The organism is Terriglobia bacterium (genome assembly GCA_020073185.1).
Taxonomy (GTDB): Bacteria; Acidobacteriota; Terriglobia; order Terriglobales; family Acidobacteriaceae; genus JAIQGF01.
On sequence record JAIQFT010000023.1, the window covers coordinates 25,837 to 40,938 of the forward strand.

Annotated in this window: 13 protein-coding genes; all 13 read right to left on the bottom strand. The window is 62.5% G+C overall.

The window, feature by feature from the left end:
- Window positions 1-107: 107 nt before the first annotated feature.
- Window positions 108-1,106, bottom strand: coding sequence for a potassium channel protein (locus tag LAN64_10205; protein ID MBZ5568207.1), 999 nt, complete (start codon window positions 1,104-1,106; stop codon window positions 108-110).
- A gap of 141 nt (window positions 1,107-1,247) precedes the next feature.
- Window positions 1,248-2,819: an amino acid permease gene (locus LAN64_10210; GenBank protein ID MBZ5568208.1), complete on the bottom strand. Its 1,572-nt coding sequence runs from the start codon at window positions 2,817-2,819 to the stop codon at window positions 1,248-1,250.
- A gap of 30 nt (window positions 2,820-2,849) precedes the next feature.
- The gene (locus LAN64_10215) at window positions 2,850-4,310 is read right to left on the bottom strand and encodes an amino acid permease (protein ID MBZ5568209.1); all 1,461 of its coding nucleotides are present in this window, start codon (window positions 4,308-4,310) and stop codon (window positions 2,850-2,852) included.
- A 185-nt stretch (window positions 4,311-4,495) separates the two neighbouring features.
- Window positions 4,496-5,221 (bottom strand): hypothetical protein, encoded by a 726-nt coding sequence (locus tag LAN64_10220; GenBank protein MBZ5568210.1) that lies wholly within the window; start codon window positions 5,219-5,221, stop codon window positions 4,496-4,498.
- Window positions 5,222-5,476: 255 nt separating this feature from the next.
- Window positions 5,477-6,136, bottom strand: a complete 660-nt coding sequence (gene thiE, locus LAN64_10225) for a thiamine phosphate synthase (protein ID MBZ5568211.1) — start codon at window positions 6,134-6,136, stop codon at window positions 5,477-5,479.
- A gap of 35 nt (window positions 6,137-6,171) precedes the next feature.
- Entirely contained in the window at window positions 6,172-7,530 is a 1,359-nt protein-coding gene (accC, locus tag LAN64_10230; GenBank protein ID MBZ5568212.1) for an acetyl-CoA carboxylase biotin carboxylase subunit, read from the bottom strand.
- Window positions 7,531-7,680: 150 nt separating this feature from the next.
- Window positions 7,681-8,193, bottom strand: coding sequence for an acetyl-CoA carboxylase biotin carboxyl carrier protein (gene accB / locus LAN64_10235; GenBank protein MBZ5568213.1), 513 nt, complete (start codon window positions 8,191-8,193; stop codon window positions 7,681-7,683).
- A 22-nt stretch (window positions 8,194-8,215) separates the two neighbouring features.
- Complete coding sequence (locus LAN64_10240) at window positions 8,216-9,292, bottom strand: Xaa-Pro peptidase family protein (protein MBZ5568214.1); 1,077 nt, start codon at window positions 9,290-9,292, stop codon at window positions 8,216-8,218.
- Window positions 9,293-9,502: 210 nt separating this feature from the next.
- Window positions 9,503-11,950 carry a type IV pilus secretin PilQ gene (gene pilQ / locus LAN64_10245; GenBank protein MBZ5568215.1) on the bottom strand — a complete coding sequence of 816 codons (2,448 nt, stop codon included), beginning with the start codon at window positions 11,948-11,950 and terminating at the stop codon, window positions 9,503-9,505.
- A gap of 198 nt (window positions 11,951-12,148) precedes the next feature.
- Window positions 12,149-12,793 (bottom strand): hypothetical protein, encoded by a 645-nt coding sequence (locus LAN64_10250; protein MBZ5568216.1) that lies wholly within the window; start codon window positions 12,791-12,793, stop codon window positions 12,149-12,151.
- Window positions 12,794-12,801: 8 nt separating this feature from the next.
- Window positions 12,802-13,431 carry a type 4a pilus biogenesis protein PilO gene (locus LAN64_10255; GenBank protein MBZ5568217.1) on the bottom strand — a complete coding sequence of 210 codons (630 nt, stop codon included), beginning with the start codon at window positions 13,429-13,431 and terminating at the stop codon, window positions 12,802-12,804.
- A gap of 10 nt (window positions 13,432-13,441) precedes the next feature.
- Entirely contained in the window at window positions 13,442-14,038 is a 597-nt protein-coding gene (locus LAN64_10260; protein ID MBZ5568218.1) for a PilN domain-containing protein, read from the bottom strand.
- Window positions 14,035-15,093 carry a pilus assembly protein PilM gene (locus tag LAN64_10265; protein MBZ5568219.1) on the bottom strand — a complete coding sequence of 353 codons (1,059 nt, stop codon included), beginning with the start codon at window positions 15,091-15,093 and terminating at the stop codon, window positions 14,035-14,037. The genes LAN64_10260 and LAN64_10265 overlap by 4 nt, the downstream gene beginning before the upstream one ends.
- Window positions 15,094-15,102 lie beyond the last annotated feature (9 nt).

Sequence of the window (15,102 nt, forward strand, 5' to 3'; positions counted from 1 at the left end):
TTAAGAAGTCAGAATTAAGAATGGATGAAGCACATCATCGATTCTGGGTTCTTCATTCTGACTTCTTCATTCTTCATCCCTCTGCGTTCATTTGCGTTGATCTGCGGCTAAGCATTGATTCCCGCTGCTTCTTCCAATTTGCGCAATCCCGCCGCTTCGCCCATGGCGATCAGCGTATCGCCCGCCTCGATGCGCTCGTCGGGAGCGGGATTGAAGCGCATGGAGCCGGCGCGTTTGATGGCTAGCACGATGATGCCCGTATCGTGGCGCATCTTCGACGACCGGAAGGTCTGGCCGACGTAGCGCGAGCCGAGTCGCACCTCGATCTCGGCGATCTCCAAGTCCACGCCAAGCCTTACTGTGGCCGAGTCGATGAAATCGAGCACATGCGGCCGCAGGAATGACTGCGCGATCCTGTGCCCGGCGAAGTGGTACGGCGAGATCACGGAGTCGGCGCCCGCGGTCTTCAGGTGCTTCTCGGCGTCTTCCTCGCTGGCGCGCGCGATGATCTTCAGCTTCGGGTTGAGCCCGCGTGCGGTCAGCACGATGTAGATGTTAGTGGCGTCGGTGGTGGTGGCCGCCACCAACCCGTGGGCGCGCTCGATATGCGCCTGGCGAAGCGCTGCCTCCTGGGTGGCGTCGCCCCTGATCACCAGCCACTCCGGCGGTAGCCGCTCCATCTTGACGGCGGTACTTTCAATGATGACGAACGGCACCGGCTCGTGCGCCAACTCGCGCGCCGTGCTGCGCCCAACGCGTCCTGCGCCACAGACAATGAAGTGACCGTCGAGGCGGTCGATCTCGCGTTCCATGCGCCGCCTTCCGAAGAATTGCGTAAGCTCGAATTCTAACAAAGCCTGCGCCACCACCCCGATCAGTAAGAACACCAGCCCGACGCCGATGATGATCACGAAGACGTTGTAGATCTGGCCGGCATGCGACAGGGGATGGACTTCGCTGTAGCCGATGGTAGTGACCGTGATCAACACCATGTAGAAACTGTCGAACCACGGCCAGCCCTCGATGAGGTGGAAGCCAATCGTGCCCAGCAGGAACAGCACCAGCAGCGCTAGCGCGACCAACTGCAGATTGCGAATCGCTTTCAAGAACAGGCTCCAGGCTCTTGGCTCCGGACGGCAGGCGGCTGCTGAGTGTAAAACAAAAAGCGGCGCCCGGGCTGTGATTCCGGCAAACAACGAGCCCCTCGCGATCGCGAGGGGCTGGTTGCAAGCAGTGGAGGGAGAAACTCAGTCGGCCATTACCGTCGGCGGTTTGCTGACAGGTTCGCGCCTCGCCAACTGCACGCGGCTGTGATGGCGACCGTAGAAGAAGTACACGGCCATGCCGATCACCAGCCAGATCACCAGCCGGAGCCAAGTGTCCCCGGGCAGACTGACCATCATCAGGCCGGAAACGACGATCCCCATGATAGGCGTGAACGGCACCCAAGGCGTCTTGAATGGCCGATGGATCTCGGGCCGCCTGCGTCGCATCAGCCACACGCCGGCGCAGACGATGACGAAGGCGAGCAGAGTGCCGATGGAGACCAGTTCGCCGAGAATCCCGATCGGGATCAGCGAGGCGAAGATCGCCACGAAAATTCCTACCGTGATCGACGAAATGTAAGGCGTGCGAAAGCGTGGGTGAACGCGGCCCGCCCATTCGGGCAGCAGACCGTCACGCGACATGGAGAAGAACACGCGCGATTGGCCGAGCAACATCACCAGCATCACTGAGCCGAGTCCGGCGATGGCGCCCAGCTTCACCAGCAGCGAGCCCCAGCGCACGCCGGTGGCGTCGATGCCAACCGCAACCGGATCCGGAACGTTGAGTGCCTTGTAGGAAACCACGCCTGTCAGCAGGCCGGAAACCAGGATGTAGAGGATAGTGCAGATGACCAGCGAGCCGAGAATGCCGATGGGCATATCGCGCTTCGGTTGCTTCGCCTCCTGGGCGGCGGTTGAAACCGCGTCAAATCCGATGTAGGCGAAGAAAATCACGGCAGCGCCGCGCGCCACCCCCGACCAGCCGTATTGTCCGAATTTGCCTGTATTGGGCGGAATAAACGGATGCCAATTCGTGGTAGCGAGCGACGGGTTCTTCGTCACGAACGCAGCCGCGATGCCGATGAACACGAGCACGATCGAAACCTTAATGATCACGACCGCCGAGTTGAAGTTCGCCGATTCCTGGATGCCAATCACCAGAATTACAGTCACCAGGCAGATGGCGACGAACGCCACCAGGTTGAAGCTCCCGGTGATATGTGGCAAGGAGCCGGAGGCTACACCCGCCTTCTCCAGTGCCGGCTGGATGGTCGCCAGTCGTTCCCAGCGGCCGTGGTAGAGCACCATTTCTGTACCGGGAGTAGCGGTCAGCGACGGGGGAAGGTGGATGCCCCAGTCCTGCAGCAGGCTGTTGACGTAGCCGCTCCAGCCGGACGCCACGGTGGCTGCGCCGAAGGCGTATTCCAGGATCAGGTCCCAGCCGATGATCCAGGCAAAGATCTCGCCCAGGGTGGCGTAGCCATAGGTGTAGGCGGAGCCGGCGATCGGAATCAGCGAGGCAAATTCCGAGTAGCACAAGCCGGCAAAGGCGCACGCAATTCCCGCCAGAATGAATGACAGGACAATCGCCGGGCCGGCGTACTGCGCAGCGGCGGCGCCGGTGAGCACAAAAATTCCCGCGCCGATGATGGCGCCAATGCCGAGAGTGATCAGGTTCACCGGGCCGAGGGCGCGCTTCAGCGCGTGCTCGCCCGTTTCCCCCGCCTCGGTCAGAATCATGTCGAGTGGTTTTGTTGCCAGCAAATCAGACATGCCGTTTGTAGATCTCCTTCGACCTCTGTTTCAGCCGTTCACGGCGGCGTGCTCCGCAGACCGGCGCCACAGGTAATACACCGGAATCCCCACCAGAACGATCATCAGACCTGGCCAAGTGTACTGGGGCTTGTAACGCAGCAGCACTATATCAATAAAGAGCGCCATCAGGATGTAAATGGCGGGCAATACCGGATAGCCGAGGGCGCGGTACGGCCGCGTCGCGTTCGGCTGCTTCACCCGCAACACGAACAGCCCAAGGATGGTGAGGATGTAAAACACCAGCACGGCAAAGATGATGTAGTCGAGCAACTGGCCGTACGTTCCGGAGAGACACAGGATCGAGCACCACACCATCTGCACCATCAGCGAAACCACCGGCGTCTTGTAGGTAGGATGAAGGCGCGCCACGCTGCGAAAGAACAACCCGTCCTTGGCCATGGCGTAATAGACGCGCGCGCCCGCCAGGATCAGGCCGTTGTTGCAGCCAAAGGTCGAGACCAGGATCGCCGCCGCCATCAGCCCGGCGCCGAACTGGTAGTAGACGGCCTGCATCATCGCCGTCGCGACCCGGTCTTCGGCGGCATACTGGATGCCGCGGGCGAAGACCGTAGCGCCGTGCGGGTCGCCGTGCAGCGGCAGCACGGAGAGGTACGCGAAATTCGCGGCCACGTAGAGCAGGATCACGAAGCCGGTGCCCATCGCCAGCGACAGCGGCAGGTTGCGGCTGGGGTTTTTCACTTCGGCAGCGGTGAAGGTGACGTTGTTCCACGCGTCGGCGGAAAACAGCGAACCCACCTGCGCGACCGCCAGAATGGTCAGCATGCCGACCATTGCAATCGGGCCACCAACGCCCACTTCCACCGGAAAACGGGAGCTCCAGTTTGCGTTACGCCAGAAGGCAGCTCCGAAGTTAGCTATCTCGGCGAGGTGCGTGCGCCCGATCAGGATCCCGACGAAGACCAATCCGATCAGCGCCGCCGCCTTGGCAAAGGTGAAGATGTTCTGCACCATCGCTCCGGTGCGCACCCCGAACACGTTCACAATGGAGAGCACGACGATGATCACGATACCGGCCAGATTCGCCGTGTTGAGGCCAACGTCCATGTTGCCCAGCACCATGGGACCGAGACGAATCGGCGGCGCCTTCCAGAAATGCAGGATCCAGTGGCTCGACGATACCGACGGAAAGAAGACGCCTAGAAACTTGCCGAACGCCACGCCCACGGCGGCAATCGTGCCGCACTGGATGACCAGAAAAAACGTCCAGCCGTACAGAAATCCCCACAAAGGCCCGAGGGATTCGCGTAAAAAGACGTATTGCCCGCCGGCCTTGGGCATCATCGCCGCCAGCTCGCCGTAGCAGAGCGCGCCGATCACGGTCATGACTCCGGTGACGAGCCAGGCGGCGATCAGCAGCGCAGGCGAATCCACCAGGCGGGCGATGTCGGCGGAGACAATGAAGATTCCCGAGCCGATCATCGAGCCCATGACCAGGGTGGTGGCGCTGGTGAGGCCGAGTCCCTTGACGAGTTCCTGATCCTGGCTGGCGGCGGCGGTGCGGCCTTGGCTGCCGGTCTGGGTGCTCACGAAGCTCCTTGGGGGGTGAGAAACTGGGCAAGAATCTACACCGATTCGGCGGCGGCTGCAATTGGTAAGGAAGGCCACAGAAGCGGCTAATTTCGCGGGCTTTCGTGCACTTCGGCCCAGCCCGGCTGGTACCGCGGCTCCTCGGGATCGTAATCCTGCAGACTGCGAACAATCTTGGACTCGGGCTTGAGCCGAAGCAGATAGACGAAGCGCCACGGAGGCAAGCCCGTCTGCTCGCTCTGCACTTCATACATCTGGTCGTTGAATCGGATGGTGACCAGGTGGTTCCACTCCTTGGGACGGCAGGACAGGACCTTAAGATCGTACTTCCCCGGCAAGCCCGGTTCCACCACGTCGGCGAGGCGCGGGCCGAGTTCATGTTCTTGGTACTCGACCTTGCCGACCTCGAGCGCCCACGCGACCAGTTGCAGGGGGAGTGTTGGCAGCACTTCATCGCTCGCCACGACAGCGAAGATGCGCACCGCGCCTTCGAGCGCAAAGTAGAGGATCAGGAGCGTGATGGGCGAGAACATGTACTGAAAAACGGCGAATGCGCCGGCGGAAAAATCGGTGAGGCCGGCCACGACCCTGTCGCTACCGGCCGTGGCGCCGGTAACAGCGGCGGCCTCGGCGAGGCGCGCGCGCAGGAACGCCGGATAGCGCGCCCACAGTGCCGCACAGCACAGGACAAACTGCAGGGACGAAGAGAAGATGGCGCCCCGCCGCACGTCGAGATTGCCGTCGCCAAGCTCGTAGCCGCGATAGCGGCGAGGCAACAGCGACACGAGAATGCTGAGCAATGCTACCGGCATGAAGGTAGGTTGGAACGATACATCCTGTTGTTTTCGGTGGTAGCTTGTACATCTTCGATCGCTAATTTCCACTTCCGCCATAGGCGGGGCATGTGGGGATAACTGTGGGTTTTGCGACAGCCGACCACGTTGCAGAGTTTACTTCAACCAACGTTCGGTAACGAGGTAACTGATGTCACCAGCGCGCCTATCACAAGTTACGCCCGAATCGGACGTGCTAGCCCCTCAGGCATGGTGTCGGGATTGTGTGGGTCGTCAGCCTAGAACGGCAAAGAATTCTTCCACCGCGCGGCGCGGGTCGCGGAGCAGATCGGAGATGACCGCAACCGAATCGGCGCCCGCCTCAATCACCGACCGCGCGTTTGCCCGCGTGATCCCACCAATCGCTACCAGCGGCTTCTGCGTCAGAGACCGGGCGGCGCGCACGCCATCGAGCCCGACGACCGGACCGGGATTCGCCTTGCTGGTGGTGGCAAACACTGGACCGATGGCAAGGTAGTCGGCATCGCTCCGATCGGCCTCGCGGAGCTGTTCGGGGCGATGCGTGGAAACGCCTACCCAGAGCCGGTTTCCGACGATCCCGCGAACGGCGGCGGGCGGGAGATCGTCCTGGCCAACGTGCACGCCGTCGCAATCGGCGGCCAGGCAGAGGTCGGCGCGGTCGTTCATGATCAGCCGCGCGCTCGGGCCGGCCAGGCGCCGCAACTCGCGGGCATCAGAAAGCATCTGGCGGGAGCTGCCGTGCTTGTTGCGGTATTGCAGCAAGATAACGCCGGCGGCGAGCAGGTCTTCGGCAAATTGAATAAGAGCGCGATCGTCCGGGAAGCAGGAGAAGTCGAGGATCGGGTAGAAGCGGGGAAGTTCGATGGCCTGTAATCGATGGTCGATGGTCGGTGGTCGATGGTCGATGGCCATGGAGGAGACTAACTCGTTAGAAGTTCTACACTGCTTTAATCGGCGGCCTTGCTCGCGGCCAGCAAGCGTTCCATGAACCGGTTGTCGGTGCGTCCGGCGCGAAAGTCGGCATCGGCAACGATGCGCCGGTGCAGCGGGATGCTGGTGTAGATGCCCTCGACAATGAACATCTCCAGCGCGCGGGTCATGCGCGAGATCGCTTCCTCGCGGTCCCGGCCCCGCACCACCAATTTCGCGATGAGGGAATCGTAGTAGGGCGGAATGACAGCCTCGGCGTAGGCGGCGGTGTCGACCCGCACCCCGGTGCCGCCCGGCGGGTGGAAGGTGGTGATCTTCCCCGCCGACGGTGTGAACTTCTCCGGGTGCTCGGCATTGATGCGGCACTCGATAGCGTGTCCGCGAGTGGTGATCGGCCCCTGCAGCACCGTCTCCAGCTTTTCCCCCATGGCGATCCGTATCTGGCTCTTGACCAGATCCACGTCGGTGACCATCTCGGTGACGGCGTGCTCGACCTGGATGCGCGTGTTCATCTCGATGAAGTGCAGGCTGCCATCTTCATCCATGAGGAACTCGACCGTGCCGGCGTTGACGTACCCGATTTTGTTCAATACCTCGGCCAGCAATTTGCCCATGCGAGCGCGCAGTTCGGGCGTGACCGCCACCGAAGGCGCTTCCTCCAGCAGTTTCTGGTGACGGCGTTGGATGGAGCACTCGCGCTCGCCGAGCGAGACCACGTTGCCGAAGCTGTCGGCCAGGATTTGAAACTCGATGTGGCGCGGATGCTCGATAAATTTCTCCAGGTAGAGGTCGCCATTGCCGAACGCCGCCGCCGCCTCGGACTGGGCGGCGTGAAACAGGTTGGGCAGTTCGGCCTCGCTGCGGAGGACCCTCATGCCGCGCCCGCCGCCGCCGGCCGAGGCTTTCACGATGACCGGGAACCCGACCTGCCGCGCCCACTCGGCGGCCTCGCCCGCCGACTGCACCACGCCGTCCGAGCCGGGCAGGATGGGCACGCCCGCCTGCTTCATGGCCTCGCGCGCTTTCTCTTTCTCGCCCATCAGGCGCGTGATCTCCGGCGGCGGGCCGATGAACTTGATGCCGCAGGTCTCGCATACTTCAGCGAAGTTGGCATTCTCGCTGAGCAGTCCGTAGCCGGGGTGGATGGCGTCCACGTTGGCGATCTCGGCGGCGCTGATTACGGCGGGGATGTTGAGATAGCTCAAGCTAAGCCGCGGCGGCCCGATGCAGATGGCCTCGTCGGCGAAGCGTACATGCAGCGAGTTCCGGTCCGCATCGCTGTAGATGGCAACCGTGCGGATGCCCAGTTCCTTGCAGGCGCAGATGACGCGGAGGGCGATTTCCCCGCGATTGGCGATGAGAATTCTGTTGAACAAAGTTTCGGTTTCAGTTTCAGTTATTTTGGTCGATCACTCTGTCGCTCAATCGGTCGATCAGTTCCTCAGTCTGTCAGTTTGTCCGTTGGGTCTCCTAGGATGTCAATACTGAGGAACACAGTAACTGAACAACTGATAGACCGAGAGACTTCATTTTGGACGGATGGCGAACAGCGGCTGCCCGTACTCGACCGGTTGTGCGTTGTTGACGTACCGCTTCACGATCTCGCCAGCATAGTCGGATTCGATCTCGTTCATCAGCTTCATGGCCTCGATGATGCACAGCACCTGGCCGACGCTGACGGTGTCGCCAACCTTGACGAAGGGCGGCGCGCCCGGCGACGGCGCCTCGTACAAGGTGCCGACGATGGGCGAGCGGATCGTGTGCACCCCGGCCTCCTCCGCCTGCTCCGCAGCCGGCGACGCAGGTGCGGTGGCGGGCGATGCCGGGACGGCTTGCGGCGGCGCTACCGGCGCCGGCGGAACCGCTGCGGGCGCGGGTTGCGCGGGCGCGGCCAGCACGTAGCGCGTTTCGGTGCCCGGGTTCGCGTCGGCGTGGGCACGCTTGATGCGCACCTTGACGTCGCCGCGCTCGAGTTCGAACTCGGCGATGTCCTTCTCAATGAGGAATTCGATCAGCTCCTTGAGCTCTTTCTGATTCATAGGGGATCGGCCTTTTGAGTTTTCACAGCTCGATCAACTCCTTCGGGGCCGGGGTGAGAACGTCGCCGCCGCTTTGGGTAATCACCATCATGTCCTCGATGCGAACGCCGGCTCGGGCGGGGAGGTAGACGCCGGGTTCAATCGTCACCACCATGCCGGCGTGCAGAGTCTCCGCCACACCGCGGGCAAAACGCGGCGCTTCGTGAATTTCCAGGCCGACGCCGTGACCGGTGGAGTGCATGAAGTACCGCGCCAACCCGGCGCGGCGAAGTACGTTGCGCGCGGCGCGATCCACCTCGCCGCACGCGACTCCGGCGCGCACGGCATCCATTCCTGCCTGCTGGGCCTCCCGCACTGCCTGATACATGCGGCGCTCGGCCGCGGAAACTTTCCCCACGTGCACAGTGCGCGTCATATCCGAACAGTAACCGTGGAGTATAACACCGAAGTCGAGGACGACGAATCCATGCGCGGGGATGGCGGCCGAAGACGCGACACCGTGCGGCATTGCCGAGCGCGGGCCCGCCGCCACGATGGTTTCAAACGACATTGCCTCGACGCCCGCGCGCCGCGCGGCATATTCCAACTCGGCGGCGACTTCCATTTCCTGCACGCCCGGACGAATCGCCCGCACTGCGGTATCGAGCAAGCTCGCTCCCAGGTTGACGGCTTCGCGGATGAGCGCGATCTCATCGCTATCCTTGACCATGCGAAGTTTCTCGACCAGTGGTCCGGAATCGCGCAGACGCGTCTTCGGCCCCAGCGCGCGATGCAGCATGGTTCGCGCGCTCACCGTCATGTGATGGCCTTCAATGCCAAGCACGCGGAGGCGGTGGCGTTGCGCGGACTGAGCGGCAGCGAGCTGCGGCGATCCTTTCACGGTGACAACGCGGGCGCGCGAGACCTCTGCGCCGGCCTGCGCGGTGTAGCGGCCGTCGGTGAAAAACAGCGATCGGCCGCCATGAATCAGCAAGGCTCCAGAACTGCCCGTAAAACCGCACAGGTAGCGGATATTGGGGAGATGCGTGACTAGCAGCGCATCGAGACGAAGCTTCTCCAGGTGCGCTTCGATGGCGGCCTGGCGGCGGGCGTGGTCCATGCACGGAAGATTAGCAGAGTGGTCAGTGGTCAGTGGCCAGTGTGTTCAGCAGATTTACGAATTGTCGAATTGAAGAATTGACGAATTTGTCGTGTCGCCCAGGAATTCGTCAATTCGTAAATTCTCCAATTCGTAAATCCCTTCTGGCCACTGCAAGAACAAGCCCCCGGCTCATGCCGGGGGCTCTTGGTTGGGTGATTGGTTGCCGGTTTATGTCTGCACGATCTTGGGAGTGATGAAGAAGATCAGTTCCTGAGTCTGCGTGGAGACGCTGCGGCGCTTGAACAGGTTACCGAGGATCGGAATGTCGCCCAGCAGCGGAACCTGGAACACCGAGACCGAGTTCGACGTCTGGATGACCCCGCCGATGACCACCGTGCCGCCGTCGGTGACCAGCACCTGGGTTGTCGCCTGCTGCGTCAGCAGGGTCGGGTTGCCCTGGACCTGACGGCTGAAGTCTGGCGTGGTGTTTTCCACGTCCACGTTGAGGAAGATGGTGTTCTCCACGGTAATCTGCGGCGTCACCTGCAGGCGCAGCTCGGCGTCCACATAGGTCGTGGTAGGCGGGCCGCCCAACTGCGCTGCGGTCACCACCGGGATCTTGACGCCCTGTTTCATGGTGGCGCCAATGTTGTTCTGGGTCACCACGCGAGGCCGGGAGAGGATCTTCAACAGGCCGCGGCTTTCGGCCATGGTGAGGATCGCATCCACCCGGTAGTTCGCCGTCGCATTCGAGAAGCTGATGCCGGAAGTCGGCCCCACGGCTGGCAGGTTCGAGAACAGCGGGATTGCGCCGGCGGTAGCGAAGTAGTTTGGTATCTGCCCGCCGGGCAGAGTGACCAGTAGCGGGCTGGTTCCGACCGCGCCGGCGCCGCCGACTGCCGTCGGCGAGTTGCCCCAGCCAAAACCGAGCTGCACGCCAATGTCACGCGCAAAGTTGCGGGTTGCGGAAACCACCCGGGCTTCGATTTCCACTTCCTGCGTCTTGCGGTCCAGTTGCGACATGATGCGCTGGATCTCAGGGATGGTGCTGGGAATATCGGTGATGATGAGCGCGTTGGTGCGCGGGTCGGCGATCACGTCGCCGCGTTGGGAAAGGAATTTCTTCACGATCGGCATAATGGCGGTCGCCTGCGCGTAGCTGAGGAAGTGCGTGACCTGGACCTTGTCCACGGCCAGGGCCAAGGCTTCCGCTTGCGCGCGGCGCGACTCGGCTTCTTTGGTGAAGGTTTCGCGCGTCGCAATGCGGAGCACGTTGCCTTCCAGCCGGCGGTCGAGGCCGTTGTTCTGCAGCACGATGTCGAGTGCCTGGTCCCAGGGTACGTCATCGAGCACCAGGGTCAGGCTGCCGCGCACGTTGGGATCCAGAACGATGTTGAGACCGCTGATCTCGTGAATCAGGCGGAAGAAATCCTTCAGGTCCACGTCCTTCAGATTCACCGAGATGGGCTCGCCGGTGTAGCGCTGCCCGGGTTGGGCGGGCGCTTGTGCGGCACGCTGCATCTGCTGCTGCTGTTGCGCGGCCAGGTTGGTGGCGGGCGCGCCGAGCGCGGCGCTGGGCGCAGGCAGCAAGGCGGCATCGCTATGCGGGTCAGGCGCGTTCTTGGCGACCACCTGAGCAGCCGCTTGCGCGACCGCTTTGGGATCAAGCTCGGCTTCCGCCGGTTTGGTTGTGAATTTCGGTTCGACCATGACTACGTCCGCTGCTACCTGCGGCTTCACAGGCTCAACCATCGTCTTCATCGCGGCCGGAACGATCATTGCCTCGGTCACCGGCTTGGGCGCTTCCGCAGCGGGCGGCGGTGCCGCTGCGGCGGCAGCCGGTTGCGAAGCCGGATCCGCTACCGCGGATTGTTGCGCGCGCAGTTTCAGCACCAACCTGTTGCCCGCAGGCACGATTTCGCAGTCGCGCGGCGCGATCAGGTCCACCACCACGCGGGTCACCGGAGGATCCTGCTGGAAGCGACCCATGCGCACGGACTTGACCTCGGCGCCGTTGACCATTATGGTGCCCGGATGTCCGGCGGGAATCGCGTTGAGCAGGTCCACCACCAGGCGGTCGGGGGCGGTCAGCTTCATCAGCTTGGGCGTAAGCGGAGCGCTGGCGGAAATCTCCACCTCCATGCCGGTTTTCCCGCGCACCACCGAGATCTTGCGCACCAGCACTGGGTGAGCGGCCGCATGGGCCGCGGGCTTGGCCGCTGCGGATGTCTTCGCGGCGGCGGGCACGAACTTCGGCAGCTCGGACGCCTCCGCCGCAGCGCTGGCCGCTCCCGTTACTCGCAGCTGCACACCGCGGGCTATCTCGGACACGTTGACCACCGCGCCAGGGCTCAACGTAATCTCGACGCGCGTCACTTCGGCGCCGCTGTTGCCGGTGTACCCAAGCACGCGATAGGAAACCACGCCCGGCAGGTTCACCGCCTTGGCCGTGTCCTTGAGCGTGCCCGGCGCCACGCCCGCCAAGTCGACCAGCAGCGTCTGGTCTACCGGACGATACTCGGTGTGTGTGAAGGCACCGCTCGCGTGCAGGATGACGGTGGACGCCTGCCCCTGACCGGTCACGCTGATGGCGGTCAGTTGCGATCCGGCGCCGGCCGCCATCGCGCTCAGAATGAGCAGCAGAAAGAGAATACCCAGCAGTTGCTTCAGCCTCATTGCGATTCTCCCCACGCGCAGGCGATGCCTGGAGCGTGTAGCGGCGCCTTACGCCGCTTCCAGCTTAGCCCCCGCCCTTCGCCTCTGCCGCATCGTGCCGCGGCGTGGAACCATGGCGGTTACTGCTCCCAAGGGTTCGGCCCAACCGAGGTACTGCCCCTGCGCGTTCAGAAAACTCAGAAAACTCTTCTCCTGCGACTAAACGGCCGGTGCGACCACCTTCATCATGACGTCGCGCGTGCTCTGTTTTCCCAACCTGTCCATCACGTTCTCGCGGAATACGATGGTGTCAGGGGTGATCTTGACCACGTAGCCGTTGAACACCGGGTCGTTTTCGCGCAGGAAGTAGCTGATTTTCCGGGTGGAGCTCTCGACCACCGCGATCATCCCGCTCTGCGACTTGACGATGCCCCGCAGCACAATCGTGCTAATTGCCAGGCACTTCTTGCCGGTCGTGCAGGCGGGCCCCACCGCGCCCGATTCGCGGATGGGACTGAGGAAAGGATCGCGCTTGGCCGGGGCTTTGTCGCTGCTGGCGCGTACCTCTGCCTTCTTCACCACCGTGCCCGCCGTCTTCCGCGGCTTGGCTGCCGCTTTCTTCGCCGCCGCCGCTGGCTTGGACTGCCCCGCTGCTGGCTTGGACCGCGGTGCCGCTGGCTTGGACTGCATGCCGACCCCTGCTGCCGGCTGGGCGGGCGCCGCCGCCCGACTCGCCTGCTTCGCCACCGGCCTGACGACCCTCGGCCTCGAATCAGGCACAACCTTCTGACTCGGCGGTGGCGTCTGCGCTGCCATGACCCCGGCCGCCAGCATCCACAACAGAGCAATCGTCCTAGCCTTCATGGCTTCCTCTACCTTCTTTTGGCCGGAGCGGCTGCGGGAGCCCCCGGCGCGATTTCACGGCTGAAGAAAGTCGTCGTCGCACACGTCACGGCCACGGTCTCGCCCGGCGCATACTGGTATTGCTTCTTGACCCCTGACTCGCCGGGCTTGCGCAGCGACGCCATCCTGAGGCCGGAGACGTTGACGATGCGATCCAGGTGCGCCACATTCTCAAAAAAATGCAGCATCGAGTAGTACGGGCCATCCAGTTCCAGGTCGAAGGGAACCTCGCTGAAGAACTCGCGCTGGGCCGTCGGCTTGGACGTATAGCGCCGGATTTCGATGCCGGCCTTGCGCGCCTCCGCCTGCATCATCTCCATGAATTGAGGCGCTTCCTTCTCGTCGGGCACGATGCGCTTCATCTGTTCCAGTTGATCCTTCAGGGTAACGATCTTCCGCTCCATGTCGGCCTTTTTGTCGGCATAGGGACGGAGGGCCGCGTTCTCATCCTGCTTCGCCTTGACCTGCGCCCGGAGGGCGCGGTTGGACGTGTCTATCTCTTTGTACACGAACCAATACGCCGCTCCGCTCAGGGCCACGGCCACAATCACCAGGATCAGCAATTGCACCTTCGCCGATAACTCCGAAAATTTCGCCATATCTGCCGCCCTAACTCTTCTGTTGAGGTTGCTTTTCGCAAACCAGGGTGAAGACAAATGCGGTCAGGTTCTTAGCCACGTCATCCTGGTAGGACTCTTTGATCTCGACGCTCTTGAAATAACCCGTCGCCTTGAGGTTGCGCATCAAGCCAGCCACCGCATCCACGCTCAGCGCCACGCCGTCCAAGTTGATGTTGTTGCCGTCCTCTTTCATGGTGTTGAGCCAGACGGCATCGCTCTTGTTGACGGTGTCGGCGATCGTGGTTAGCAGCGTGGCCGGCCCAGCCTGGTTGGCCTGCAACTGGTGGATGACGCTGACGCGCCGCTCGTACAGATCCTTCTGTTTCTCCAACTCCAGGTACTTGGACTTGATCTCGGCCAGGCGCTGGTTCTCGCGCCTCGCCTCTTCCATCTGTACCTTGAGCTTGGCCGCGTCGCGCTGCAGCATCGAGTAGTAGATATAATTTCCACCCGCGGCCAGGGCCGCGACCACCAGCAACACCACTAGGATGTTGGGTCCGCCGCCACCTACTCCGGCGGCAGCGGCGACTGGACTGCGCTTGCCCTTCTTCGATTTGGACACACCCAGCAGGTTTATGCGGATCATAGGTCGTCGAAGCTCCTCAGGGCCAATCCCACGGCAACCGCGAGTTGTCCCGCATTCTGGCCAATCAATTCCGCGGCGGGCGTGCCCTCCGCATAACTGATCCGGGCGAACGGATTGAGGACCTCCACCGGGAGCGAGAACTCCTGGCGCAGCGCCTCCATCAGTCCCGTCACCTTGGAAGAACCGCCGGCCAGGTAAATGCGCTCGATGTGCTCGCCGGCGGCTGTGGCGCGGAAGAAATCAAAGGTCTTCTGGATTTCCAGCACGATGATCTCGGTCACCTGCTGGAGGATGGGGGCCTTGGCGTCTTCGCTGACCGTGCCGACCTTCTGCCCCAGCTTCAGGGATTCCGCGTCGTCGAAGCTGAGGTCGAGTTCCTTCTGCAGCGAGTCGGTGTATTGGTGCCCGCCGACGCTGACATCGCGCGTGAACAGCGGCTTGCTGCCCTTCACGATATTGATATTCATCACGCTGGCGCCGATGTTCAACAAGGCGACGGTGGTGTTGGGCGCCGGCTCGTAGTTGTATTCGTAGCAGTTCTGCAGCGCGAAGGCGTCTATGTCCACCACCGCGGGCGTCTTGCCCGCCATGTTCAGCACGTTGGTGTAGTTGAGGATCTTGTCCTTCTTCACCGCCACCAGGATGATGTCCATCTGCGGCCCGCTGAGGTCCTCCGACAGCAACTGGTAGTCAATGTTGACTACGTCGATGTCAAAGGGGATGTGCTGGGCCGCCTCGGTCTTGATGTCGTTGTCCAGTTCCGCTTCCGAGCGGGTGGGAATCGAGATCGGCTTCACGATGACCGAGTGCCCGCTGACGCTGGTTGCCACCGCTTTTACCTTGATAGCGTTCTCGCTAAACAGCTTGGTAATGGCGCTGGCCACGGCGGGAGAGTCCATGATCATGGAATCCACCACCACATCGGAGGCCAGCGGCTCGACTCCGAGATGAGCCACTTCGATCCCGCCACGGGACCGCTTCAGCTCGACCGCCTTGATGCAACTGGATCCTATGTCGAGCCCGACGATCGTTTTGTTTCCACCCAGTCCAAACATGCGTCCGCC

What these genes read in the sequence shown, in the direction of transcription:
- LAN64_10255 (MBZ5568217.1), bottom strand. Translation starts at nt 13,431, where the DNA reads ATGGCGAAATTTTCGGAGTTATCGGCGAAGGTGCAATTGCTGATCCTG.
- LAN64_10220 (MBZ5568210.1), bottom strand. Translation starts at nt 5,221, where the DNA reads ATGCCGGTAGCATTGCTCAGCATTCTCGTGTCGCTGTTGCCTCGCCGC.
- pilQ (MBZ5568215.1), bottom strand. Translation starts at nt 11,950, where the DNA reads ATGAGGCTGAAGCAACTGCTGGGTATTCTCTTTCTGCTGCTCATTCTG.
- thiE (MBZ5568211.1), bottom strand. Translation starts at nt 6,136, where the DNA reads ATGGCCATCGACCATCGACCACCGACCATCGACCATCGATTACAGGCC.
- accB (MBZ5568213.1), bottom strand. Translation starts at nt 8,193, where the DNA reads ATGAATCAGAAAGAGCTCAAGGAGCTGATCGAATTCCTCATTGAGAAG.
- LAN64_10250 (MBZ5568216.1), bottom strand. Translation starts at nt 12,793, where the DNA reads ATGAAGGCTAGGACGATTGCTCTGTTGTGGATGCTGGCGGCCGGGGTC.
- LAN64_10265 (MBZ5568219.1), bottom strand. Translation starts at nt 15,093, where the DNA reads ATGTTTGGACTGGGTGGAAACAAAACGATCGTCGGGCTCGACATAGGA.
- LAN64_10240 (MBZ5568214.1), bottom strand. Translation starts at nt 9,292, where the DNA reads ATGGACCACGCCCGCCGCCAGGCCGCCATCGAAGCGCACCTGGAGAAG.
- LAN64_10210 (MBZ5568208.1), bottom strand. Translation starts at nt 2,819, where the DNA reads ATGTCTGATTTGCTGGCAACAAAACCACTCGACATGATTCTGACCGAG.
- LAN64_10260 (MBZ5568218.1), bottom strand. Translation starts at nt 14,038, where the DNA reads ATGATCCGCATAAACCTGCTGGGTGTGTCCAAATCGAAGAAGGGCAAG.
- LAN64_10215 (MBZ5568209.1), bottom strand. Translation starts at nt 4,310, where the DNA reads ATGGGCTCGATGATCGGCTCGGGAATCTTCATTGTCTCCGCCGACATC.